The organism is Janthinobacterium sp. FT14W (assembly GCF_009208755.1).
Classification (GTDB): Bacteria; Pseudomonadota; Gammaproteobacteria; order Burkholderiales; family Burkholderiaceae_D; genus Janthinobacterium; species Janthinobacterium violaceinigrum.
This window is the reverse complement of the sequence record NZ_WFLL01000001.1, coordinates 364,098-382,554: the sequence shown is the minus strand read 5'-3', so window position 1 is coordinate 382,554 and position 18,457 is coordinate 364,098. Positions and strand designations below refer to the sequence as shown.

Annotated in this window: 17 protein-coding genes; 8 read left to right on the top strand and 9 right to left on the bottom strand. The window is 62.4% G+C overall.

What is annotated here, in order from left to right; all coding sequences use genetic code 11:
- The first annotated feature begins 107 nt into the window (after positions 1-107).
- Positions 108-1,106 carry a hypothetical protein gene (locus GCN74_RS01685; RefSeq protein ID WP_152255038.1) on the top strand — a complete coding sequence of 333 codons (999 nt, stop codon included), beginning with the start codon at positions 108-110 and terminating at the stop codon, positions 1,104-1,106.
- A 69-nt stretch (positions 1,107-1,175) separates the two neighbouring features.
- Here the strand turns inward: GCN74_RS01685 and pmbA are convergent, their stop codons facing one another.
- Positions 1,176-2,528, bottom strand: coding sequence for a metalloprotease PmbA (gene pmbA, locus GCN74_RS01680; RefSeq protein ID WP_152255037.1), 1,353 nt, complete (start codon positions 2,526-2,528; stop codon positions 1,176-1,178).
- Between the two features lie 96 nt (positions 2,529-2,624).
- Here pmbA and yjgA point away from each other — a divergent pair, with 96 nt between their 5' ends.
- From yjgA to GCN74_RS01665, 3 genes are all read left to right on the top strand, one after another.
- Complete coding sequence (yjgA, locus tag GCN74_RS01675; protein WP_152255036.1) at positions 2,625-3,224, top strand: ribosome biogenesis factor YjgA; 600 nt, start codon at positions 2,625-2,627, stop codon at positions 3,222-3,224.
- A 90-nt stretch (positions 3,225-3,314) separates the two neighbouring features.
- The gene (gene mog / locus GCN74_RS01670; protein ID WP_152255035.1) at positions 3,315-3,947 is read left to right on the top strand and encodes a molybdopterin adenylyltransferase; all 633 of its coding nucleotides are present in this window, start codon (positions 3,315-3,317) and stop codon (positions 3,945-3,947) included.
- Entirely contained in the window at positions 3,944-4,612 is a 669-nt protein-coding gene (locus tag GCN74_RS01665) for an alpha/beta hydrolase (RefSeq protein WP_152255034.1), read from the top strand. The genes mog and GCN74_RS01665 overlap by 4 nt, the downstream gene beginning before the upstream one ends.
- A gap of 56 nt (positions 4,613-4,668) precedes the next feature.
- Here GCN74_RS01665 and GCN74_RS01660 read toward each other — a convergent pair whose 3' ends face one another.
- From GCN74_RS01660 to GCN74_RS01640, 5 genes are all read right to left on the bottom strand, one after another.
- Positions 4,669-6,222: a S1C family serine protease gene (locus GCN74_RS01660; RefSeq protein WP_226938811.1), complete on the bottom strand. Its 1,554-nt coding sequence runs from the start codon at positions 6,220-6,222 to the stop codon at positions 4,669-4,671.
- A gap of 95 nt (positions 6,223-6,317) precedes the next feature.
- Positions 6,318-6,884: a carboxymuconolactone decarboxylase family protein gene (locus GCN74_RS01655; RefSeq protein WP_152255033.1), complete on the bottom strand. Its 567-nt coding sequence runs from the start codon at positions 6,882-6,884 to the stop codon at positions 6,318-6,320.
- Complete coding sequence (locus GCN74_RS01650; protein ID WP_152255032.1) at positions 6,884-7,732, bottom strand: fumarylacetoacetate hydrolase family protein; 849 nt, start codon at positions 7,730-7,732, stop codon at positions 6,884-6,886. The genes GCN74_RS01655 and GCN74_RS01650 overlap by 1 nt, the downstream gene beginning before the upstream one ends.
- Positions 7,677-9,026, bottom strand: a complete 1,350-nt coding sequence (locus GCN74_RS01645) for an MFS transporter (protein ID WP_226938810.1) — start codon at positions 9,024-9,026, stop codon at positions 7,677-7,679. The genes GCN74_RS01650 and GCN74_RS01645 overlap by 56 nt, the downstream gene beginning before the upstream one ends.
- A gap of 2 nt (positions 9,027-9,028) precedes the next feature.
- Positions 9,029-10,393: a KamA family radical SAM protein gene (locus tag GCN74_RS01640; protein WP_226938809.1), complete on the bottom strand. Its 1,365-nt coding sequence runs from the start codon at positions 10,391-10,393 to the stop codon at positions 9,029-9,031.
- Between the two features lie 280 nt (positions 10,394-10,673).
- On the opposite strand from GCN74_RS01640, the gene GCN74_RS01635 reads away from it, so the two are divergent.
- On the top strand, positions 10,674-11,132 hold the full coding sequence (locus GCN74_RS01635; protein ID WP_152255030.1) for a cache domain-containing protein: 459 nt from the start codon (positions 10,674-10,676) through the stop codon (positions 11,130-11,132).
- Positions 11,133-11,224: 92 nt separating this feature from the next.
- Positions 11,225-12,934, top strand: coding sequence for a methyl-accepting chemotaxis protein (locus tag GCN74_RS01630; protein WP_152255029.1), 1,710 nt, complete (start codon positions 11,225-11,227; stop codon positions 12,932-12,934).
- 94 nt (positions 12,935-13,028) lie between these two features.
- On the opposite strand, the gene GCN74_RS01625 is transcribed toward GCN74_RS01630, so the two are convergent.
- Positions 13,029-13,592: a DNA-3-methyladenine glycosylase gene (locus tag GCN74_RS01625; RefSeq protein ID WP_152255028.1), complete on the bottom strand. Its 564-nt coding sequence runs from the start codon at positions 13,590-13,592 to the stop codon at positions 13,029-13,031.
- A gap of 290 nt (positions 13,593-13,882) precedes the next feature.
- On the opposite strand from GCN74_RS01625, the gene GCN74_RS01620 reads away from it, so the two are divergent.
- Both GCN74_RS01620 and GCN74_RS01615 read left to right on the top strand, forming a co-directional pair.
- Positions 13,883-14,749: an HDOD domain-containing protein gene (locus tag GCN74_RS01620; RefSeq protein ID WP_152255027.1), complete on the top strand. Its 867-nt coding sequence runs from the start codon at positions 13,883-13,885 to the stop codon at positions 14,747-14,749.
- Positions 14,750-14,855: 106 nt separating this feature from the next.
- The gene (locus GCN74_RS01615) at positions 14,856-16,067 is read left to right on the top strand and encodes a hypothetical protein (protein WP_152255026.1); all 1,212 of its coding nucleotides are present in this window, start codon (positions 14,856-14,858) and stop codon (positions 16,065-16,067) included.
- 1 nt (position 16,068) lies between these two features.
- Here GCN74_RS01615 and GCN74_RS01610 read toward each other — a convergent pair whose 3' ends face one another.
- Positions 16,069-17,598, bottom strand: coding sequence for a methyl-accepting chemotaxis protein (locus GCN74_RS01610; RefSeq protein WP_152255025.1), 1,530 nt, complete (start codon positions 17,596-17,598; stop codon positions 16,069-16,071).
- A 119-nt stretch (positions 17,599-17,717) separates the two neighbouring features.
- Positions 17,718-18,440, bottom strand: coding sequence for a GntR family transcriptional regulator (locus GCN74_RS01605; protein ID WP_152255024.1), 723 nt, complete (start codon positions 18,438-18,440; stop codon positions 17,718-17,720).
- Between the last annotated feature and the right edge of the window lie 17 nt (positions 18,441-18,457).

Genomic DNA, 18,457 nt, shown 5'->3' with positions numbered 1-18,457 from the left:
AAATGGAGGGGGCGATGAGACAATTCGATAGATTTCCTACAATCAACACTCCCTATAATGCCGCGGCGCAACGACACGCATTCTTGTCGCTATATTAGGTTGTAAAGATGAAGAAACAGACCATATTGTGCGCCCTCGTCAGCTTGCTCGCCGCTTGCGGCGGTGGCGGCGGCGGTGACGGTGGTAGCGGGAATGGCAGCAGCCCGGATCTCAAACCGGTGGTTCCACCGGCACCAGTACTGGCATCCATCAATGCCGCTGATGCATTAAAGAAATTCCTGAGCAGCGACCTGACCATCTCGAACCTGGCATCCAATGATGGCAGTCTTGGGACGGCGACATTGATCGTCAGCCAGGAATTGGGACAGCCAGCCCCCTTCGTTACCAATGGTGTGTCGCAACAAGCGGCATCCGTCAAAGTCATTTCACTGCTGCGTAGCAATGCCAGTGGCAAACTGCAATACCGCAATACCTGGAAACTGCATCTGGATGCGAACATGCAGCCCATCGGCATGGCGGTCGGCTATGCCGATGCCGGCTACAAGGCATGTATGTCCGTCACGGGCCGCAACGAGTTGCCCACCCTTAGCAACGCATCCGGGACGTATTTTTCAGGCGTGCAAACGCTGACTTATACGGAAGGTTTCAAAGCGGGGAAATACGCGAATTACTGCGACCCAAGCGGCACGGCAAGCGCCAACGTGGAATGGTCGATTGCAGCAGGTTCGCCAAGTCCATATTTCTGCCTGACAATGCCTGACAGCTTGTACACGGCCAAGACGAGAATGTGCATTCCAGTCGATGGGGCCGGCACGCAGAATAATTCCGTATGGGTTCGACTCTTCAAGGCGGATGGCAGTTCCGCGATCGATTACAAGAACACGGCCCAGAATAAACCGCTTGAGCAGCTGGGTACCGCCGTCGATGCCAACAATTATTGGTATGGCGCCGTATGGCGTCCTCAGGACGGCTATATCTACCAGCGCTACCAGGATACCAAGTTTGCGTCCGAGCAGGCATGCAGGGACCAGACGACGATTAACTGGAAAGCGACATGGGACGCCACGAATATTTCGTGGACCTGCGTCAACGTCCAATCGAAGTAAGCGAGCAAACTAGTAGCGCCCCAGCCTGCCGGCAGCGATGCCGCTGGCTGGGGCGTATCCGGGCAGTGTTCAACCGCCGGCCACCACCATGCTCTCGATGAGGATGGAGCCCGTCTGCTTGGTGCCGCGGCGCAAGACGTCGGCGCCCACGGCAACGATGTTGCGCAGCATGTCCTTCATGTTGCCGGCAATGGTGATTTCTTCCACCGGATATTGAATCACTCCATTTTCCACCCAGAAACCGGACGCGCCGCGCGAATAGTCGCCCGTCACGTAGTTGGTTCCCTGCCCCATGAGTTCCGTGACCAGCAATCCCGTTCCCAGCTTTTTCAGCATGGCAACGAAATCGTCGCCGGCGGCCGTCTGGCTGGAAGTCAGGTACAGATTGTGCGAGCCGCCCGCGTTGCCCGTCGTCTGCATGCCCAGCTTGCGGGCCGTGTAAGTCGACAGAAAATAACCTTGCACCACGCCATCCTTGACGACGTCGCGGCTGACGGTTTTCACGCCCTCTTCATCGAACGGCGCGGAACCGACGCCGCCGATCACATGCGGGTCTTCGAAGATCTGCACATGCGACGGCAGCACCTGCGTGCCCAGGGAATCGAGCAGGAAAGTGGACTTGCGGTACAGGGCGCCGCCCGAGGTCGCTTGCACATAGGTACCCAGCAATCCGGCCGCCAGCGGCGCCTCGAACAGCACGGGACAGGTGCGCGTGCCCAGCTTGCGCGCGTTCAGGCGCGACAGGGCGCGCTCGGCGGCATAGCGGCCGATGGCTTCCGGGCTCGACATCTTGGCCGCGTCGCGCACGGACGAATACCAGTCGTCGCGCTGCATCTTCGCGCCCTTGCCGGCAATGGGCGCCACGGACAGGGTGTGACGCGAAAACGGATAGCCGCCGATGAAGCCGCGCGAATTGGCGGAAACAAAATGCGATTGCTGCACGTGCACGCTGGCGCCCTCGCTGTTCGTGATGCGCGGGTCGACGGCAAACGCGGCCGCTTCGGCCCGCTGGGCCAGCACGACGGCTTCCTCGGCGGAAATGAGCCACGGATAAAACAATTGCAGGTCGCGGGGCGACATTTCCAGCATGTCCGCGTCGGCCAGGCCCGCGCAATCGTCCTCGGCCGTGAAGCGGGCGATGTTGTAGGCGGCGTCCACCGTGGCGCGCAGGGCGGACGGCGAAAAATCGGAAGTGCTGGCATTGCCGCGTTTCTTGCCGACAAACACGGTCACGCCCATGCCCTTGTCCTTGTTTTGCTCGATCGTCTCGATCTTGCCTTTTCGCACAGAAACGGACAGGCCACCGCCTTCGCTGACTTCGACGGCAGCGTCGGTACCGCCCGCTTCCCGCGCAAAAGACAACACATCACGGGCCAGTTGCTGCAATTGCTCTTGACTATGGGTAAATACGGAGTCGTTCATGCGCTGTTTTCTTCGGAAAGCCGCTAAAAAGGTTATCATAGCAGTCGTTTACAGTTTACAGGAGCGGTCCACAAGTCCTCTCCCGCCTTATATATCATGCCAAATCCAAACCGGGGAGCTTGCGGCTTCCAATCGTCCGAATTCGAACAGGAATATGAACGTCCGTCGAAATCGGAACTCAAGCGCCAGATGACCGTCCTGCAAAAGCTGGGGGAAGAACTCGTCAATGAAGCACGCGACCGCGTCAAGCGCGTTCCCATGCCGGAAGACGTGCGCGACGCCATCCTCGAATGCCAGCTGATCAAGGATCACGAAGGTCGCCGCCGCCAGCTGCAATACGTGGGCAAGAAAATGCGCACCCTGGATGAAGAAGAAGTTGCCGCCATCCAACGCACCATCGATAGCTGGAAAGGCTTGTCGAAAGCCGACACGGCCGCCATGCACGCGATGGAACGCCGCCGCGACAAACTCTTGACGGACGACAAGGCCCTGACCGTCTTGCTGTCGGAAAACCCGGAACTGGACGTGCAGCACCTGCGCACCCTGATCCGCAATGCCCGCAAGGAGCAAGCCGAGAACAAGCCGCCGAAGGCCTACCGTGAAATCTTCCAGATCCTGAAACAGATCGCCAAGAAGCAAAACGGCGGCAAGGATGAGGCGGATGAAGACGGCGTCGAGCCAGAAGACGACGAATAATCCGCCGTCCAAAACCAAGGATGGACAAAAAACCGGGATAATCCCGGTTTTATTGTTTTTACGCCACTCCAGACTTTTTATAGGTGACCGATGTCCACCACACTCGAAGACGAATTGATTATCGGCCTCGTGTCGATCTCGGACCGCGCCAGCGGCGGCGTGTATGAAGACCAGGGCATTCCCGCCCTGGAAAGCTGGCTGGCCGCCGCCATCCGCACGCCGTTTCGCCTGGAAAAGCGGCTGATCCCGGACGAGCGCTCGCAGATTGAAAACACCCTGATCGACATGGTTGACCTCAGTCATTGCCATCTGATCCTGACGACGGGCGGCACGGGCCCGGCACGGCGCGATGTGACGCCGGATGCCACGCTCAGCGTCGGAACCAAGGAAATGCCCGGTTTCGGCGAACAGATGCGCCAGATCAGCCTGCAATTCGTGCCGACGGCCATTTTGTCGCGCCAGGTGGCCGTGATCCGCGAGACGCCCGAGCGCGCCGCCCTGATCATGAACTTGCCGGGCCAGCCCAAGGCCATCAAGGAAACCCTGGAAGGACTGAAAGACGCCGACGGCCATCAGCTGGTGAACGGCATCTTTGCCGCCGTACCCTATTGCATCGATCTCATCGGCGGCCCCTACATGGAAACCGATCCGGCCATCTGCAAGGCCTTCCGTCCCAAATCGGCGCTGCGTCCGGCGCAACCTTTACCTGAGGAAAATACATGAGCACCTTGCTGGAAACCATAGAACTCGACAGCGCACCGAACCCCACCGTCTCCATCATCTGGATGCATGGCCTGGGCGCCGACGGCAACGACTTCGTGCCCCTGGTGAAGGAACTCGATTTGCGCGGCTGCCCCGCCATCCGCTTCATCTTCCCCAGCGCCGGCACCATGCCCGTCACCATCAACAACGGCTATGTGATGCGCGCCTGGTACGACATCCTCGTGAGCGACCTCGTGCGCCGCGAAGATGAGAACGGCCTGCGCGCCTCGCAGCTGCAGATCGAAGCGCTGATCGCGCGCGAAAAGGCGCGCGGCATTCCCGCCAGCCGCATCATCCTGGCCGGCTTCTCGCAAGGCTGCGCCATGACCTTGCAAACGGGCTTGCGCCATGCGGAACCGCTGGCTGGCCTGATGTGCCTGTCCGGTTATCTGCCGCTGGCCGACAAGACGGCGGCCGAGCGTACGCCAGCGAGCCTGCAGACGCCCATCTTCATGGCGCACGGCACGGCCGACCCCGTGGTGCAGATCGCCCGCGCACAGCAATCGCGCGACTTGCTCACCGGCATGGGTTACAAGGTGGAATGGCACGAATACATGATGCAGCATTCGCTGTGCCAGGAAGAAATCGACGCCATCGGCGCGTGGCTGAAAAAAGTCCTCGCCTGACATCCAACAGCCGCGGTGTGCGCCGCGCCTGTTGTCCTACGGAACGCCGGGAACGCTCAGTTCGCCGGCGTTTTTTCATTCCAGATCTTCAGCATGTCGGGCGACGCTTCCGAGCGAATGCCATTGTCCGTCAGCACCGATTCCGTTGCGGCCAGCATCTCCTTGCGGGGCACGACCACCATTTCCGCGTCGCGCTGCTGGAAGCGGAACGTCAGCAGCTCATCCGTCTGGTCGCGCAGCAAGGCCACCAGGTGCGCCAGACTGCGCACGCGCACGCCATTGACGGAATCGACGACGGAAAAGAAACGGGTACTGTAGCCATTCATCAGCTTGTGCGGGAAGAACGGCGCGGCAATCACCACCAGTTCCCCGCGCTCGCTATCGGGCGCATCGCCGCGCCGCGTGGCCAGCGGATTGCCGGCAAACGCCATGCCGCCCAACATCGCTGGATTGCCATTCGGCGCCGCCATGAATTCCGTGCTGGCGCGCGAAAACACCATGGGACCGAAGATGAAATACGATGGGTAATTGCCCTGCAGGCCGGAAATGAGCATCGGGTGCGCCGCCGAAACGGGCACCCTGATTTTCAGGGGCGCGCCCTGGCGCACCACCGTCAACGGCAACAGGCCGTCTTTCGCCAGTTGCTGCACCCGGTACTGGAAGCGCACGCGGCTGTTGGTATTCAGCTTGACCATGCCCTGGTTGTCGATGGGAAAATCGCCGATATGCGTGATGACGTCCCATTCCTTGAGCGGATAGGCGGCATCGTTGCTGGCCGGCGTCATCACGACGGCGCCCTCGACACCCTTGGCCAGCTTCAGATACGTGCGCAGCGCAGGATTTTCCAGCGTCTGCGTCATGTCGCGCATGGCCGGCTTGCCCTTGGGCGCGCCACTTTCCTGGTCGCGCAGGAACAGTTCGATTTCCTCGTTGGGGATGATGTAGCCGATGTTTTGCGCATTGGCCATGCCGGCAAAGGCCAGGCCGATCATCTTGTCGCCGGCGATCACGGGGCCGCCGCTATTGCCCGGGTTAATGGCCGCATCGATCTGGATGCGCAAGCCGGACACGGGGAAGTTGTAGCGCACGAATTCGATGCGCGACACGATGCCCTTGGTGATCGACAGCGAAGTGCCGCCCGTCGGATAGCCGTACGCCAGCACGGCATCGCGCACGTCCGGCAAGACATTGGCACGCGGCACCGCTTTGTGGCTGGCGAAAAAGCTGTCGTCGTCGATCTTCAGCAAGGCCAGGTCCATGCCGCGCGAAATGGCCAGCACGGTCGCCGGTATCTTGTCGCCCGCCCCATTGGCCTGGATCTGCACCTGGCTGGCATAGCCGACCACGTGCGCATTGGTGAGGATGCGGCGCCCTTCGATGACGACGCCGGAGCCCGTCACTTCCTGCGGCGCAGCCTTGCTCCAGGGTTTGTAGGGGTCCGGTCCCCGCAGGGTGGAAAACACCTTGACGACGGAGTTTTCCAGCGCGGAAGCGCTGGCGGTGGCGGCGGTTTCCGCGGCAAGCGCTCGCACCGTCATCAAGGGGCAAAAAGAAAGGGCCAACGCCAGGAAGGCGCGGCCCATCAGGGTACAGCACGGACGAGTTTTCATTGAGCTTCTTGGCAATGGAAGGGAAGCAAAATTATATATTGAATAATTTCAACTTCATTACATCTTGTCCATCTTTGCCCGAAGAACTCCTCTAATCAGGCGGGCATGGGCGGCACGCCCAAGGCCGGCACGGCCGTCTGCGCGCCATTCATGACCATGGCCAGGAAAGTGTAGTAGCCATTGATGCCCATCAAGTCGACCACGCCATGCTCGCCGAACAGGGCCAGCGCGCGCGCATACGTGGCATCGCTGACGCGCTTGTGCTGCTGCAGTTCGATGCAGAAATCATGCACGGCTTGCTCGTCGTCTTTCAGGGCCAGCGGTGCGCGCCGCGCGGCAATGGCGTCCACGGCCGCCTGCGCGATGCCGTTCTGCACGGCCAGCGGCGCGTGGATGGCCCACTCGACCTGCTGGTCCCACTGGCGCGCCGTCACCAGGATCGCCAGCTCCGACAGCCGCGTGCCGATGGCGCTGCGGTAGCGCAGGTACTCGCCCATGCGCTGCGCCGTTTCCATCAGCTCGGGGCTGCGGATCAGCGGCACGAAGGGACCGTACAGGGCGCCGCGCGGCCCGTCGATGATGGCTTGCGCGGCGGCCCGCTGCTGGGCGTCGAGCTGGTCCAGGGCCAGCGGCGGCAAACGGTCGATATTGGAACCCGCCATCAGGCAGTCCAGGCGACCACGCCCTGCTGCTGTTCGCCCAGGCCGGCGATCCCCAGGCGCAGGCTGTCGCCCTTCTTCAGGAAGCGCTGCGGCTTGCGGCCCTGGCCCACGCCCGGCGGCGTGCCCGTGGCGATGATGTCGCCCGGTTCCAGGGTCATGAATTGCGACAGGTAGCTGACGATCTGCGCCACCGTGAAGATCATGGTTTGCGTATTGCCGGTCTGCATGCGCTTGCCATTGACTTCCAGGTACAGGTCCAGGTCCTGCTCGTCGATGACTTCATCGCGCGTCACCAGCCATGGGCCGACGGGCCCGAAGGTGTCGCAACCCTTGCCCTTGTCCCACTGGCCGCCCCGCTCCAGCTGGAACGAACGCTCGGAAATATCGTTGACGACGCAGTAGCCGGCCACGTATTTCAGGGCGTCCTCTTCGCTCACATACTGGGCGCGCGTGCCGATGATGACGCCCAGCTCCACTTCCCAATCCGTTTTTTTCGAGCCTTGCGGCAGCACGACATTATCGTCCGGGCCGTTCAGGCAAGTAATTGCCTTCATGAAGACGATGGGTTCGGCCGGGATAGCCATGCCGGCCTCGGCCGCGTGATCCGCATAATTGAGGCCGATACCGATGAACTTGCCGACTTTCGCCAGCGGCACGCCGAAGCGCGGATTGCCGCGCACCAAGGGCAGCGTCTTTTCATCGAGCTTGGCCAGCTTGCGCAAGGCCTTGTCGGACAGTTGCGCACCATCAATATCGGCGATCACGCCGGACAGGTCGCGCAGTTTGCCTTCTTCATCGATCAGGCCCGGTTTTTCCTTGCCTGGACGTCCATAACGAACGAGTTTCATAGTCTTCCTTGGAGTTGATCATTGCCGCAGTGCAGGCTGCCATTTTACCGGATGGTCCGGCACGCCTGTAGCGACGGATGAAAAACATCGCAAGTCCCGGCAATTGCAAGGCCGCCAGCACGCCAAATGCCACCTGGTAAGCCTGGGGCGGATACTGTTGCAGGCTGTTCAGGGGCCAGCATCCGAGGATCAGGCCAAAGCCCGCCTGCACCAGGAAGGCGCCCGTGAAAATGAGCAGATTGAGACAGGTGGCGGCCCTGCCCGTCAGGCTGGCCGGCATGCTTTGCGCGACGATCGCATACTCGAGGCCGGTCACCGTACCCAGCAGGGTAAACAGCACGGACAGCAAGGGCAGGCTGGGCAGCACGTTGCATGCCATCGCCACTTGCACGGCGACAAACAGGACGAGGCCGGCGGCCGCCACTTGCATAGGCGCAATACCGCGCCGCCCGGCCCACTCCGTCAGCATGCCCATGCCGATGGCGCCGAAGATGACGGCCGCCATGCCCAGATACAACAAGTACGCCACGCTGTCGTCGGACAAGCCCCCCACGTCGGCCAGCCAGCGTCCCACCCACAAGCCCTGCACGCCAAAGAACACCGTGTGCGGCAGCAGGATCAGCGCGATGGTGCGGCGAAAGGCGGGGTCCCGGTACACGCTCCAGACACTGACTTTGTTCCCCTTGTTCCTCGCAGCGGCAGGCGCGGGCATGGCCGGCGACAGCAGGCGGATCAGCAAGCCGATGGCCAGCGCCGCCAGCGCCAGGCCCAGGAACACGCCGCGCCAGTCCGTGTAATGCAGGGCCAGCTTGACGGGCATCGTGGCCGTGGCCGCGCCCAGGCCGCCCACGGCGATCAGGTAGCCGTGCACGGACGGCAGGCGCGATGGCGCGATGGCGCACGAGATCGCTTTCACGGCCGCCATGAAACAGCCGCCCAGGCCCGCCCCCATCAGGGCGCGCGCCCACATCAGCCCGGCAAAGCTGTGGCCCCGACTGAACAGCCACACGCCCAGGGCCGCCAGCGCCAGCAGCCACAGTTGCACCGCGCGGGGGCCGTAACGGTCCAGCGCCATGCCAACCGGCAATTGCACCAATGCAAAGGCGAGAAAAAAGGCGCTGGTCAGCAGGCCCAGCTGCGCTGGCGTCAGGGCGATGGCCCCCAGCAGCTCGGCCGTCAGCACGGCATTCACGCCCCTCAACAGGCACGACAGGTAATGCCCCAGCGCAAACGGCAGGAACACCAGGCAAAACACGGCCGCGCCGGAACGGGACGAGGCGCCGGCGCCGTGCATGCTCAGGCGGCCTGCGCCAGGCGGATGATTTTATGCGGCACCTGCGGAGCTGGCTCATCCGTTTCAAAGAAAAACCTGTCCTGGCCAAAGGCCGGCTTCAAATCGTCCATCCACGTCGCATCTGCATCGAACTTGGCAAAAAACGGCCGGCGCACCCAGTCCGGATTGCGCGCCTGCAAAAATTGCAAGGCGAACAGTTTCTCGCCATTCACGGTGACGATGCCATCGATGACGATCTTGCCGGGAAACGCGCTCATGGAAGGGCCCCGCACCGTGCGCGACAGGCCGGACACCATCTGGTAGGCGGCCTGGAAGATTTCGTACGCCTTCGCCAGGGGTAACTCGAAATAGCTGCGCGGGCCCGTATCCCGCTCGACAAACATATAGTACGGAATCGCCCCCAGGCGCGTTCCCGTCTGCCACAGCTCGGCCCAGCTCGCCGGGTCTTCATTGATGTGGCGGATCAGCGGCCCCTGCATGCGCAAGGTGGCGCCCGTGGACACGATGCGCTTGACGGCTTGCTGCGCGATGTCCTGGCGCAACTCCACGGCATGGCTGTAATGGCCCATCACGGCCAGGTTCTTGCCCGCCTTGACGATGCGCTCGAACAGGCGCAGCAAATCATCCGAGTCGCGGTCCGACACAAAGCGCTGCGGCCAATACGCCACCGCCTTGGTGCCGATGCGGATGTTCTGGATGTGTTCCAGGCCCGGCGCCAGCAGCGGCTCCAGGTAGGCGGCCAGTTGCCGCGTGTTCATGATCATCGGGTCGCCGCCCGTGATCAGCACATCCGTCACTTCCCGATGCAATGCCAGGTAGGCAGCCAGCTCATGCGACTTGCGCGCATCGAATTTCATGTCGTCCATGCCGACGAACTGGGGCCAGCGAAAGCAGAAGGTGCAATACGCGTGGCACGTCTGTCCTGCGCTGGGGAAAAACAGCACCGTTTGCGCATATTTGTGCTGCAGGCCGCGCACGAACGTATCGTTGACTCTGGGCACGTTATGCGTCATCTGCCCGGCCGGGTGGGGATTCATGCCCAGGCGAATACCATGCACATAAGCATCGATGGCGGCCTTGTCCCGCTGCACCAGCACCAGCTCGCGCAAGTGCGCGTACTGCTCGGGCGGCAGCATGTCGCGGTGGGGAAAGACGAGGCGGTAGATGGGGTCGTCAGGGATATTGATCCAGTCGATCAGCTGGTCGAGTACATATTCATTGGTGCGAAATGGCAAGACGTGCGAGACCACTTGCACGGCTTCACGCTGCTCGTCCGGCAGCCATTCCCACTGCCGCGCCTGTTGAATGGTATGCCGCGTGTACGGTTTGAACTTCGGTGAAAACGGCTCGGGGATGCGTGCGGCCACGGTCGGCTCCTTGCCAATAAATAGCGGTAATTTCCATGAAATCAGCCCTATATCGGCCAATTCAGCCTGTTTATGCCTCGGCCATGCCAGCCCGGCATGCTGTGAAAGTCATCATAGTTCTTGCTGTGCAGAACCAAATTGCTAAACATCAACAAGCGGTCGATACGTTGCAAGCTACCGACAAGCAACACCTTAGTTTGTGCCATCGCAATTTGAGGGGGACCCCGGCGACGTAAATTACGACTTGGCAACACATCCCTCGATATCACAAGGAGCTTTCATGAAACGCTTATTCACGGGTAGCCTGCTGTGCCTGGCCTTTACGGGCGGCAGCGTCCATGCCGCGGTCGAACCAACGGAAAAAGACGCCATCGCCATGGCGGAACGGGGCGCCGCCTTCATGAAGGCGCATGGCAAAGAAGAAATGATGAAAAAAATCACGGCGAAAGACCCGGAATTCGTGCAGGGTTCGCTATACGTGGACATGCGCGACATCAAGACGGGTATCGTGCTGGCCCACCCCATCAATCCTTCCATCGTGGGCAAGGATTTGACGGATGTGCCCGATGCGAATGGCAAGAAATATCGCCGTGAAATCATTGAGCTGGCGCAAAGGCAGGGCAAGGGCTGGGTCGACTACCAGTACAAGAATCCCACCACCGGCAAGATCGAGCCGAAGACCACGTACATCCTGCGCGTCAACGACGTGGTGCTGGAAGCGGGGATCTACAAGAAATAAGGCAGGGGCGGCGCATGCGTATGCAGTGCACGCGCCCCCTCGCCTGCCCCTGTGCCGCCTGCCGTTTGAACAGCCATAGCCGGGAGTCAAGCATGCTCAATCGATTACGCATAGGACCGAAATTATTGCTGGCGCCCGCCCTGGTCTTGCTGCTGCTGATACTCAGCTCGACCGGTGCCTGGTATGGCATGGTGCGGCAAAATGCCTCGCTGGAAAACATGGTGCAGGTACGCATCGCGCATTTGAAGGCGGCATCCGACGTGGCCGGCGACGCCAAGCATGTGCACGGCAATATGTACCAGTTGCTGTCGTGGACGAATGGCAGCTTCGCCAAGGCCCGCATCGACACATTGGAGCAGCAAATCAAGGCGCGCCATGCGGCCATCGGCACCCAGCTGGCCACCTTGCGCGCCACGGCCACGGGCGCCGAACGCACCCTGGTCGATGCCGCCATCGCGGCCCTGGCCGGCTACCGCAAGGCCGTGCTGGAAACCATGGAAATGGCGCAGATGGACCAGTCGATCGCCACCAATTCCATGCTCAAGGCGGAAACGCAATTCGGCCAGTTCAATACGCAGCTGGCGCAACTGTCGGCGCTGGAAACGGCCCTCGGCAGCCAGGCCCATGCGACGGCCAGCGCCGAATTCCGCAGCCTGTGCTGGAGTCTGCTGCTGACGGTCCTGCTATCGATCCTCGTCTCCATCGTGGTGACCATGCTGGTGCGGCGCGCCATGCTGGTGGAAATCCGCGGCATCGCCGACGCCGTGCAAGACCTGGCGGCGGGCAAGCTGATGGCGGGCGCGCCCAAGCAGGGCAATGACGAGATCGCCGACACGTCGCGCGTGCTGGACCAGACCATCGCCAACCTGAACCAGACCTTGCGCACCATCATGGGCGCCGTGCAAGCGATCGACACGGCCTCGCGTGAAATTGCCACCGGCAACCTGGATTTATCGGCGCGCACGGAAATGCAAGCCAGTTCGCTGGAAGAAACATCGAGCGCCATGGAAGCGCTGACGCAAGCCGTCAATGACAATGCCGACAACGCCCAGCTGGCCTGCGAGCTGGCGGGACAAGCATCCACCCTGGCCGTGCAAGGGGGGGCGTCGATGCAGCAGGCGGTGACGACGATGGCGACGATACGGGCCAATTCGCGCCAGATCGTGGATATTATCGGCGTGATCGACGGTATTTCCTTCCAGACCAATATTCTCGCGCTGAATGCGGCGGTGGAAGCGGCGCGCGCGGGCGAGCAAGGCCGCGGTTTTGCCGTGGTCGCTTCCGAAGTGCGCACCCTGGCACACCGCTCGGCGCAGGCGGCCAAGGAAATCAAGACCCTGATCGCCACCTCGGTCACCACCATCGATGGCGGCAGCGTGGCGGTGCAGCAAGCGGGCGACAGCATGGGCGCCATCGTGGCCTCGGTGCAGCAAGTCAATGAAATCATCCAGCGCGTGAAAGAGGCCAGCGCGGAGCAAGCCTCGGGCATCACGGAAGTGAATCATGCCGTCACGCAAATGGATGACGTCACCCAGCAAAATGCGGCCCTGGTGGAACAGGCGGCAGCGGCAGCGGCCAGTTTGCAGGACCAGGCCGTCAAATTGTCGGCGGCCGTGGCCGTGTTCACCCTGGACGGGCCCTCTGCTACGCCGGCCGGCCATGCCGAGGACGAGGCATTCCGGCATCCGGCCAGCCCCGCCAGGGGAGAAGGCAGCGACAGGCGGGCGCTGCACAGCCCCTTGCGCGGTGCGCCACGCAGCAACACGCCAGGTAACGCATCCCGCCGCAAGCGCGGTGTTTAGTGCCAGCACACTCAAGAACGCCGAACAAAACCGTGGCGAGCGGCAGTGATTTGTAGCTGAGAAGCGCGACGCGCAGCAGGTTTGGTTAGCTGTTCTACATCGGCTTGCTCAGGTAGGGGGAACCGGCCAGCACGAAGCGCCACGGTGTTTCCATCGCCTTGGAAATGCCGATGCGCAATCCCGCTTGCACCGTCACATCTTCCTCGCGGGCCAGCAACTGGAATGGCGGCGCATCCAGTGCCAGCCGGTTGTGCAGATGGCTGACGCCGAGGGCCTGGCACAGCTTGCCTGGCCCCGAACACAGCAGCCGTTCCCCCTCGACGCCACGCCGTTCCCGCATGGCATCGAGTCCTGCCAGCGGCTCGATGGCGCGAATCAGCACGCCTGCGCCATGGCCCGCTTCGCGGCACACAAAGTTCAGGCACCAGTGCATGCCGTACGAGCGGTAGACATAGGCGTGCGCAGGCGGGCCGAACATGACGGCGTTGCGCGGCGTCACGCCCCCATACGTATGCGAAGCGGGGTCCAGCCGGTCATACGCTTCCGTTTCCACGATACGCCCGCCCACGCCGTCGACCAGCACGGTCACGCCGATCAGCTGGCGCGCCACGCTGCTGGAATCGTCCGCAAAATCGATGCCTGCCAGGATTTTTTTCATCCGGCAATTGTACTGCCGCGCTTCGCGCCGCACGCCTTGTCCCGCCTTGAAAACAAATAAAACTTGATCTTTTCATCACGAAAACGCCGACGGATAGCGTCGTAAAATGACGAAAATAGCGGCTGGGCCAGGCCAAAACGGGGATTTTTTCCAGAATATATTGCAGAGATGAACTATTGCCATGCATAAACAGCGATAATCGTCGGGCACTGCGCCAGACGCTCATGAAGCGGGCAGCGGCAGCGCGCGACAGAATAACCACCGGGCACAAAAATGATGATGAAAGCGTGATGATGAGAGCGGCAGCGCAAAAGCAGGTAGTGCAGGAAGATCCGGTTGACGCCTTGATGCGTTCCATCCGCATCCCGCCGCGTCCCAGCCTGCTGGTCGACCTGCAGCGCGAACTGGCCGAAGACGACCCGTCGCCGCGCCGCATCGCGCGCATCATCGCCGACGATGTGGGCATGTCCGGCGCCCTGCTGAAATTGGCCAACTCGCCGTTCTATGGCGCCGCGCGCAAGGCCAAGTCCGTCGAGCAAGGCATCAATTTTCTCGGCATCAACCAGTGCAGCGCCATGATGACGGGCTTGCTGGCGCGCCAGGCGCTGGAAGCGGAAGGCGTGGAACTGACCAACTTCTGGGATGTGTCGGCCAAGCGCGCGCGCGCCCTGGTATTTACCTCGCGCAAGCTGCGCATCGCCCCGCCCGACATCGCCCACACCTTCGGCCTGTTCTGCGATATCGGCGTGCCCCTGCTGATGAACCGTTTCCCCGACTACGTCAACACCTACGCGGCGGCGGCCAACGATGCGCACAATTGCTTCACCAGCCTGGAAGACGCGCGCCACCAGACCAACCACGCGGCCATCGGCTGCTTGCTGGCGCGCAACTGGGGCCTGTCCTCCGATGTCTCCTGGGCGATCTTGCACCACCACGACTACTCGGTACTGGCGGACCCGTCCACGGACGACGCCATTCGCTCGCTCGTCGCCCTGTCGCTGCTGGCCGAAAAAGGCATTCAACGCTACCATGGCAACAGTACCTCGCTGGAATGGGATAAAGGCGGAGAACTTGCCTGCCAGCATCTCGGCCTGTCGCAGGAAGAAGCGGCCGACCTGCTTGACGAATTGCACGAGATGTTCGATACCGACCATTGATGTATCGGGCGGCCGCGTCCGCCTGTATGATCTGTCCCGGCGCCTGGCAAAGCCCTGGCGCCCGTTTCCGTTTGCCTGACCCGTATTTCTTAACCTGTTGATCGCCATGCCCAAAAATAAGCGCCCTGTCCCCCGTAAATCCGCCAACACGCCTGAAGACAAGGATGAGTCCGTCACACGCATGCTGTGCACGATGGCCCTGAACCTGGCGGAGCAGGAAGACAGCGAATCGCAAGGCACGGTGCTGGCCGAGCAAGCCGTCGAGTTCGGCCGCCTGATCCGCAAGGCCTTGAATCAAAAGAAAGATGAAATCCTGTACGACGCCATCGAGCGCGCCAAATACGAGGACGTGGGCGCCTACCAGTATTTGCGCAGCCATATCGAGGACGCCGCGTCCATTTCCGTGATCCGCCGCGACAATGCCCCGTCCATGGAAATCAACGCCTTTGTCGTGCCCCTGCTGGTGCAAAGCACGGGCGGCCTGAAGCAAGCGGACAGCTTCCAGGACCAGGACGCTTTTGAGGCGCTGGTGAAGAGTTTTCAACAATCCCAGCTGGAAAGCGCCAAGGCCAAGGTGGTCCTGATGAGCCATGCCTACGACCTCGATGAAATCGACCGCATCACCTACAGCCATCTGCACGAGATGGTGCGCGATGCCTACTCTTCGATGACGGACAAGAAAATCGTCGCCACGCCGGGCCTGGAAAGCAGCATCGTGGGCTGGAGCGAAACGGCCTTCGGCCCGCAGGACACGGCCGTCGAACTGCGCTTCCTGCTGGGCTTTGCCCTCAAGCGCGTGGACGATCCGTTCTACGCGGAACCGAAGGACGAAGCGGCGCTCGACGCCTGGTTCGATGCGCGCATGGCCCGCTACCAGCAGTGGACGACGGAAGTGGGCGGGCTCGTCAAGCGCTGCCTGGCGCCGGCCGGCAATGCGCTGGAAGTGAGCTTCCTGTACCAGGATCTGTTCCACGGTGGCAAGGAACAAGGCTTGAACGAGTATGCGATGCTGCAGATGATGTCGGGCATCAACCATGCACTGGCAGAAAACAATGTGGCGGCAGCGGATGTCTCGGTGGTCGTCGGTCCTGCCGACGAGCACGGCGAAATGCTGTTGCGCGTCAACGTCACCACGGCGGGCGGCGAGCTGCTGCACAGCGCCGACAAGCCGCTGGACCTGGCGGCCGACCTGCAGGACGAAGTCGACGACATCTGCGATGCGCTGGCCACCATCGGCGTGACGCAACTGTCCGTGGCGCTGAAATTCGACGCCCAGGGGCAGCCGGTGGAAGCGCAGGCCTACACCCCGGCCGCCTGACTCACCGTTCCAGCTTGAACAGGCTGACCAGTTCCGACAGCTGATGCGCCTGTTCCTGCATGGCCTGGGCGGCAGCGGCAGCCTGCTCCACCAGGGCCGCATTTTGCTGGGTCACGTCATCCATGCTGATGATGGCCTGGTTGACCTGCGCGATGCCTTCGCTTTGCTCGTGCGTGGCCGTGCTGATGTCGTGCATGAAGGCCGTCACCTTGGCGATGCTGTCGACCACGTGCCGCATCGCGTCGCCCGCCTGCCCGGCCAGTTCGCCGCCCGCCTCCACCTGCGTCACCGAGACGCCGATCAACGCCTTGATTTCCTTTGCCGCGCCGGCCGCGCGCTGCGCCAGGCTGCGTACCTCGCCCGCCACCACGGCAAAGCCGCGTCCCTGCTCGCCCGCGCGCGCCGCTTCCACGGCCGCATTCAGGGCCAGGATATTCGTCTGGAAGGCGATGGCGTCGATGACGCCCGTGATATCGGCGATCTGGTTTGACGACTGGCGGATGGCGCCCATGGTGTCGACCATGCGCGCCACCACGGCGCCGCCCTGGCGCGCCAGCTGCGAGGCATCGCCCGCCAGCGCGCTGGCCTGCTGCGCATTGCCCGCATTCTGGCTGACGGTGCCCGTCAGTTCCTCCATCGAGGCGGCCGTCTGCTCGAGCGAACTGGCTTGCGCTTCCGTGCGCGCCGACAGGTCCAGGTTGCCATTGGCGATTTCCTGCGACGCCGTGGCGATGGCCGAAGCGTTGCCGCGGATCTGGCGCACGGTGCCCGCCAGGTCCTGCTGCATGCGCGCGATGCTGTGCAGCAGGCTGGCGTTGTCGCCCGCCCGCAGCTCCACTGAGGCGGACAGGTCGCGCCCGGCGATGCGCCGCGTGACGTCGCCCGCGTAGGCCGGCTCGCCGCCCAGGGCACCGAGCACGCTGCGGATCACTTGCCAGCCCAGCGCCGACATCACGACCAGGGCGGCCAGGAAAAACCACAGGAACTGCATGGCCGCTTGCCAGAATGCGTTCTCGATATCGTCATTGAAAAAACCCGTGCCTATCCACCAGCCCCAGGGCTTGAAGGCGATGATGCCATTGAGCTTGGCCACCAGCTGCCCGTCGCGCTTGCTCTTGACGGAGACGAGGCCCACTTCGCTGCTGGCCAGCGCCTCGACATAGGCCTGCGAATCGGGCCGGCCATCCATGGTTTCGCCCTCGGCGATCACGCCGATATTCTTCGGATTCGGATGCACCAGGTTCAAGCCGTTCGGCAGGCGCGCCCAGTAATAGCTTTTGCCGTCATTATTGAGCTGGGTCAATGCCTGCCTGGCGGCCGTCTGCGCCTGTTCGCGCGTCAAGCGGCCAGCCAGTTCTTCGGCGTGGTAGTGGGCGGCCAGGTGTTCGCCCATCTTGAGCATGTTGACGATCTGCGCCTCGCGGTCATGCCGCATGGCCTGGTACAGGTTGCGCAGGCTGTAGGCACCCAGCAGGGCCATGCCGAGCAGGGCGGCGCCAACCAGCAGAATCAGGCGGTGAGAGACTTTCATGGGTATCCTTTGGAGCATTCGCTGTGCATGGCTGCGCGCCATCGGCCACGACAGGCGTGGCTATCCCTGCCGGCCCGCTGGCAGCGGCCGGTGGACAGGCGATGGAGCGCGCAGGGACGCTAGCGTTTGGGTTTGACGGCGAGATGCGGCATGAAATATTCAGGCCGCAGTTTGCGGGTGATTTCCAGCACCGGCAGCACGTGATCGAGATGGCTGCGCATGGCGGCGACGGCGTGCTGCGGATCGCCCGAGGCGACCGCTTCCACCACGTCACTGTGTTCGGCCATGACATCGCTCATGCGCCCTGCCAGGGGCAAGGTCAGCTGGCGATAGCGGTCCATCTGCGTCTTTGCCTGCAGGATCATGGGCCACACGCCGGGATAGCCGGACAGCTCGGCCAAGGCCGCGTGGAAGTTCTCATCGGTGCGGTGAAACCCGCGGATGTCGTTCTGCGCGATGCACTCGGCCTGGGCCGCCAGGATGGCGCGCAGGCTGGCGATGCCTTCCGGCGTCGCCCTTTCCGTGGCCTTCTCGATGATGGCCGTCTCCAGGGCGCAGCGCACCAGCATGGCTTCTTCCAGCGAATCGAGCGGGATGCGCGCGACAAAGGTGCCCACGCGCGGCAGCACTTCGATCAGGCCTTCCTCGGCCAGGCGCTGCACGGCTTCATGCACGGGCGTGCGGCTGGTGCCCAGTTCATCGGCCAGTTCCTTTTCCACGATGCGCGTCCCCGGCAGCATGCTCATGTCGACGATACGCTGGCGCAGCAATCCATACACGCGGCGCGCGGCGCTGACACCGGTTTCGCCATCGGCAGGAGGAAGAGAGGACGTCAGATTCATAGACTTATTGTAGCGAA